Here is a 6,341-nt window from a genome sequence, read left to right on the forward strand (position 1 = left end):
TACACGCTCGGTCTCCAGGGTCCGGCGATCACGGTCGACACCGCTTGCTCCTCCTCGCTGGTGGCCATGCACCTGGCCGCCAACGCCCTGCGCCAAGGCGAATGCGACCTCGCCCTCGCGGGTGGTGTCACGGTGATGAGCGCGCCTTTGCTGTTCGTGGAGTTCTCCCGGCTGAAGGCCATGGCGGCCGATGGCCGGTGCAAGTCGTTCTCCGCCCAGGCGGACGGTGCCGGCTGGGCCGAGGGCGCCGGCGTGCTGGTGCTGAAGCGCCTCTCGGCCGCACAACGTGACGGCGACCGCGTGCTGGCGGTGCTCCGTGGGTCGGCGGTCAACCAGGACGGCCGCAGCCAGGGACTGACCGCTCCCAACGGACCGTCGCAGCAGCGCGTGGTCCGCGATGCCCTGGAAGCTGCGCGGCTGTCCCCGGCTGATATCGACGCGATCGAGGCGCACGGCACGGGCACGTCGTTGGGTGATCCGATCGAGGCGGGTGCGCTGGGAGAGGTGTTCGGCCCCGGCCGCCCCGACGAGCGCCCGGTGTGGCTGGGCTCCTCGAAGTCGAACATCGGTCACGCACAGGCGGCCGCCGGTGTCGTCGGCGTCATCAAAATGGTGCTCGCGCTCCAGAACGAGGTACTGCCGCCGACCCTGCACGCCGAGGAACCCAGCCCGCTGATCGAATGGGACGGCAGCGGACTGCGGCTCCTGCAGCAGGCACAGACATGGGAGCGGGACGCGGCGCGTCCGCGTCGGGCCGGTGTGTCCTCCTTCGGCCTCAGCGGCACCAACGCCCACGTCATCATCGAGGAACCGCCGGTCACCGAGCCGGTCGAGCCGGTCGAGCCGGTCGAGCCGGTCGCCGTCAACGGTCCGATGCCGGTGGTCGTGTCGGGCCGTGACGAGGCGGCCCTGCGTATGCAGGCAGGACGCTGGGCGTCCTGGCTCTCCGGCCGCGACGACGTCACCCTGGCCGACCTGGCCCGCACCGCCGCACTCCACCGCACCCACTTCACCACCCGCGCCGCCGTCACCGCCGAAACCCTCGACCAGACCATCGACGCACTCCACGCCCTCGCCGACGGCACCCCGCACCCGGCACTCGTCGAAGGAACCACCCGTGCCGGCGCGTCGGCGGTGCTCTTCACCGGGCAGGGAAGCCAGCGGGCCGGCATGGGCAGAGCCCTCCACACGGCACTGCCCGTCTTCCGGGCGGCGTTCGACGAGGTGTGCGCGGCGCTCGACCCGCACATGACACGTCCGCTCACCGAGGTCCTCTTCGCCCCCGGGGGCAGCCAGGACGCGGCGCTCGTGCACGAGACGGAGTTCACCCAGCCCGCCCTGTTCGCGTTCGAGGTGGCCCTCTTCCGGCAGTGGGAGAGCTGGGGCGTTCAGCCGGCGGTGGTGGCCGGTCACTCGATCGGCGAGCTGGCCGCCGCCCATGTGGCCGGCGTGCTGGACCTGGCCGACGCCGCCCGGCTGGTGGCGGCCCGCGGGCGGCTGATGCAGGCGTGTGAGCGCGGTGGCGCGATGGCGTCGGTGGAGGCCTCCGAAGCGGAGGTCCTCGACGTCCTCGCCCAGGGACGGATCTCCGTCGCCGGTCTGAACGGTCCCGCCCAGACGGTGGTCAGTGGCGACGAGGCCGCGGTGGCGACTGTGGAAAGCCACTTCAGCGAGCTGGGCAGGCGCACGCGCCGCCTGGAGGTGTCGCACGCGTTCCACTCGCCCCACATGGACGCGATGCTCGCGGAGTACGAGAAGGTGGCCGAGAGCTGCCGGTTCGAGGCTCCGGTCATCCCCCTGGTCTCCTCGGTGACCGGTGAGCGCGTCGACGAGGACGTGGCGCCGGGCGAGGGCATCCGGTCCGCCCGCTACTGGGTACGCCAGGCCCGGGACGCCGTGCGGTTCCTGGACGTCGTGCGCGCCGCGGAACAGGACGGTGTCACGCGGTTCCTGGAGTGCGGCCCGGCGTCGGTGCTGTCCGCGATGGGCGCGACCTGCTCGGAACGGGACAGCACGTTCGTGGCCTCGCAGCGGACGCCGTCGCGCGGCGGTGAACCGATGGACGAACTGCGCACGCTGGTGCAGGCGCTCGGCAGCCTGCACGTCTCCGGCAACGACATCACCTGGGACCAGGTCCTCACGGGCTCACCGGCGGCCTGGGTGCCGCTGCCCACGTACGCCTTCCAGCGCGAGCACTTCTGGCTGGAGACGACGTCGCACTCCTCCGGCGACCTCGCCTCCGTGGGGCTGGAACGTCCGGAGCACCCGTGGCTGGGGGCCATGACCGTCCTGGCCAATGGCGAGGGCCACCTCTTCACCGGCAAGCTCTCCCCGGCTCAGCACTCCTGGCTCCACGATCACGTCGTCCACGGCACCGTGATCGTCCCGGGCACGGGCCTGCTGGACCTGGCCCTTGCCGCCGCGCACCGCACGGGCGCGGCCGGCGTCGGCGAACTGACGCTCCTCGAGCCCCTCGTCCTCAACGAGGCCGTCCGCCTCCAGGTCGTCATCGGTACGTCTCAGGACGGCACCGCCCGCACCATCGAGATCTACAGCCGCCCCGAGGACTCCGTCGACGGGCAGTGGCGACAGCACGCCACGGGAGAAGTGCTGGAACACGGCACGCCGGCGCACGACATGGGCCAGGAGCTGCGGCACTGGCCCGTGCCCGGGGCGCAGAGCTTCCCGCTGGACGGCTACTACGACACGTTCCGGGACCTGGGCCTGGCGTACGGCCCCGCCTTCCAGGGCCTGACCGAACTCTGGTGCCAGGGCGACACCGCCTACGCGCTGGTCCGGCTGCCCGGCGAACTGCGGCCGGACGACTACGGTGTGCATCCCGCCCTGCTGGACGCGGCCCTGCACGGTCTGGCGGCGCTGCGCGGGCGTGACGCCCACGAGACGGCCGCGCGCGCCGAGGGCGAGGGCGAGGACGGTGGCAGCGGTGTGCTGCTGCCCTTCGCCTGGAGCGGAGTCGAATGCTGGGCCGCGCAGAGCCCGGTCCTGCGCGTACGGGTGGATCTCGACCGTACGCGGTCCACGGCCTCGCTCCAGGCGACGGACGCCGAGGGACGACCGGTCCTGAAGGTCACCGCGCTGCGCCTGCGCGAAGCGACGGCCGAGCACATCGCCACCGCCGAACCGGTGCAGCACGTCTACGGCGTGACGTTCCGGCCGGCCCGGCCCGGCCCGCACGAGCCGGCCGAGGCGCACCGGCTGTGGACGCTCGACGACGGCGGCGCGCTCGCCCCGTCCCTCGACGACGCGTACGGCCACACCGGTGTGGAACTGGTCCACTGCGCCGACGACGCCGCCCTGACGGCCCGCCTCGACGCCGACGAACCCGCCCCGGACCGGATCGTCATCGACGCGACCGTGTACGGCAGCCACGAGGAAGCCCATCTCAACGCTCAGCAGTCGGCCGAGCGGGCCCTCGCCATCGCCCGGCGCCTCCTCGGCGACGAGCGGCTGGCGGCGACGGAGCTCGTCTGGGTCACGCGCGACAGCGTCACCGCCACGTCCGACGACGCTCTGCACGGCCTCGCGAACGCCACCGTGTGGGGACTGGTCCGTGCCGTACGCGGCGAGCACCCGGACCGGGCGGTACGCCTCGTCGACCTCGGCGTGGACGAAGTCGACCCCGCACTGCTCGCCCGCGTGCTGGCCACGGCCGATGAGCCGGAGATCGCCGTGCGCGAGGGCGAGGTGCTCACCCCGCGTCTGGTCCAGGAGGCGGCGACCGCCACCCCGGCGGCGGACCGCCCCCTGCCGCTCGACCCGCAGGGCACCGTGCTCGTCACCGGCGGCACCGGAGACCTCGGGCGCCGGGTCGCCCGCCATCTGGTCCGCGCACACGGGCTGCGTCACCTGGTGCTCACCTCCCGGCGAGGCCCGCAGGCCCCCGGAGCGGACGATCTGGTACGCGAGCTGACGGAGGCCGGCGCCGAGTCCGTCCGGATTCTCGCCTGCGACGTCTCCGAGCGTTCCCAGGCGGCCGCCGCGCTGTCGGCCGCCGACCCCGCACATCCCTGGACCGGTGTGGTCCACCTGGCCGGTGCCACCGATGACGCCCTGCTGGCCGATCAGGACCACGAGCGCCTCCGTACGGTCATGGCTCCCAAGGTGGCGGGAGCCGCGCACCTGGCGAAGCTCACCGAGGACCTGGACCTGTCCGCGTTCGTGCTCTTCTCCTCCGTGTCGGGTGTCCTGGGCGGCCCGGGCCAGAGCAACTACGCCGCCGCGAACGCCTGGCTCGACGCCCTGGCCGCACGCCTCCGGCGGGAGGGCCGCAGGGCCGTCAGCCTGTCGTGGGGCATGTGGGAGCAGAACGGTGACGGCATGACCGCCCAGCTGGGGCAGGCGGACATCGCCCGCATGCGCCGGCAGGGTGTCGGCGCGCTGACCGAACAGCAGGGCCTGCGGGCACTCGACCACGCCCTGGCCGGGAGCCGGTCGCAGCTGGTGCCCGTACGGCTCGAACTCGCCGCCGTCCAGCGCGAGGCGGACCGGGGCGGTGACGTCCACCCGCTGCTGCGGGGGCTGGTGCGCTTGCGCCGCCGTCGCGTGGACGCCGATCCGCGATCCCGTTCCGAGCTGCGCGACCGGCTGGCCGCGCTGCCGACGGAGGAACGGCTCACGGCACTCGTGACGCTCGTCAGGCAGGAGGCGGCCGTCGTGCTGGGAGGCACGCGGCCGGAGAGCGTCGGAGAGCAGGAGGTGTTCCAGAAGCTGGGCATGGACTCGATGACGGCGGTGGAACTCCGTCAGCGCCTGTCCACCGCTACGGGGCTCCAGCTGCCGTCGACCCTGGCGTTCGACTACCCCACGCCGCTGGCCGTGGCCGGGCTGCTGCTGGACCGGCTGTCACTCGCCCCCGCCGTGGCCTCCCCGGCACGACGTGCCGCGGACGCCGGCAGGGGGGACGACGAGCCGATCGCGATCGTGTCGATGGCGTGCCGGCTCCCGGGCAGCGTGGACACGCCGGAAGGTTTCTGGGACCTGCTGGCGGGGGGACGGGACGCGATAGGGCCGTTCCCCTCCCGTTGGGACGCCCTGGACGTCTACGACCCGAACCCGGAGGCGGTGGGCAAGAGCTACATCCGCGAAGGCGGCTTCATCGACGGCGTCGACGGCTTCGACGCCGAGTTCTTCGGGATCTCGCCGCGTGAGGCGGTGTCGATGGACCCGCAGCAGCGGCTGGTCCTGGAGGCGTCGTGGGAGGCGCTGGAGCGCGCGGGCATCCGCCCGGACTCGCTGAGCGAGAGTCGTACGGGTGTCTACCTGGGAACGATGGGCTCCGATTACAACAGCCAGCAGGGGCGTGGCCTGGAGACCCTCGACGGGTACGTCGGCACGGGCAACGCGTCCAGTGTGGTGTCGGGTCGTGTGGCCTACACGCTCGGTCTCCAGGGTCCGGCGATCACGGTCGACACCGCTTGCTCCTCGTCGCTGGTGGCCATGCACCTGGCCGCCAACGCCCTGCGCCAGGGTGAATGCGAGATCGCTCTCGCCGGTGGGGTGACGGTCATGTCCACCCCCACACCGTTCGTGGAGTTCTCGCGACTCAACGGACTCGCGCCCGACGGACGGTGCAAGCCGTTCTCGGCCGCGTCGGACGGCACGGGCTGGGCCGAGGGCGCCGGTGTGCTGGTGCTGAAGCGGCTCTCGGCCGCACAACGTGACGGCGACCGGGTGCTGGCGGTGCTGCGTGGGTCGGCGGTCAACCAGGACGGCCGCAGCCAGGGGCTGACCGCTCCCAACGGACCGTCCCAGCAGCGCGTGATTCTGGACGCGCTGGAGGCCGCACGGCTTGTCCCGGCTGATATCGACGCGATCGAGGCGCACGGCACGGGCACGTCGTTGGGTGATCCGATCGAGGCGGGTGCGCTGGGAGAGGTGTTCGGCCCCGGCCGCCCCGACGAGCGCCCGGTGTGGCTGGGCTCCTCGAAGTCGAACATCGGTCACGCACAGGCGGCCGCCGGTGTCGTCGGCGTCATCAAGATGGTGCTCGCGCTCCAGAACGAGGTACTGCCGCCGACCCTGCACGCCGACGAACCGAGCCCGCTGATCGAATGGGACGGCAGCGGACTGCGGCTCCTGCAGCAGGCACAGACATGGGAGCGGAACGCGGCACGTCCGCGTCGGGCCGGCGTGTCCTCCTTCGGCCTCAGCGGCACCAACGCCCACGTCATCATCGAGGAACCGCCGGTCACCGAGCCGGTCGAGCCGGTCGAGCCGGTCGCCGTCAACGGTCCGCTGCCGGTGGTGGTGTCGGGCCGTGACGAGGCGGCGTTGCGGGAGCAGGCGGGACGCTGGGCGTCCTGGCTGTCGGGCCGTGACGA

Annotated in this window: 1 protein-coding gene; it reads left to right on the forward strand. The window is 72.8% G+C overall.

Features of this window, described 5'->3' with window-relative positions:
* A partial coding sequence (locus tag ACZ4VL_RS39830) for a type I polyketide synthase (RefSeq protein WP_468210687.1) occupies positions 1–6,341 on the forward strand: 6,341 nt, incomplete at both ends.

The organism is Streptomyces sp. NPDC029014 (assembly GCF_055564695.1).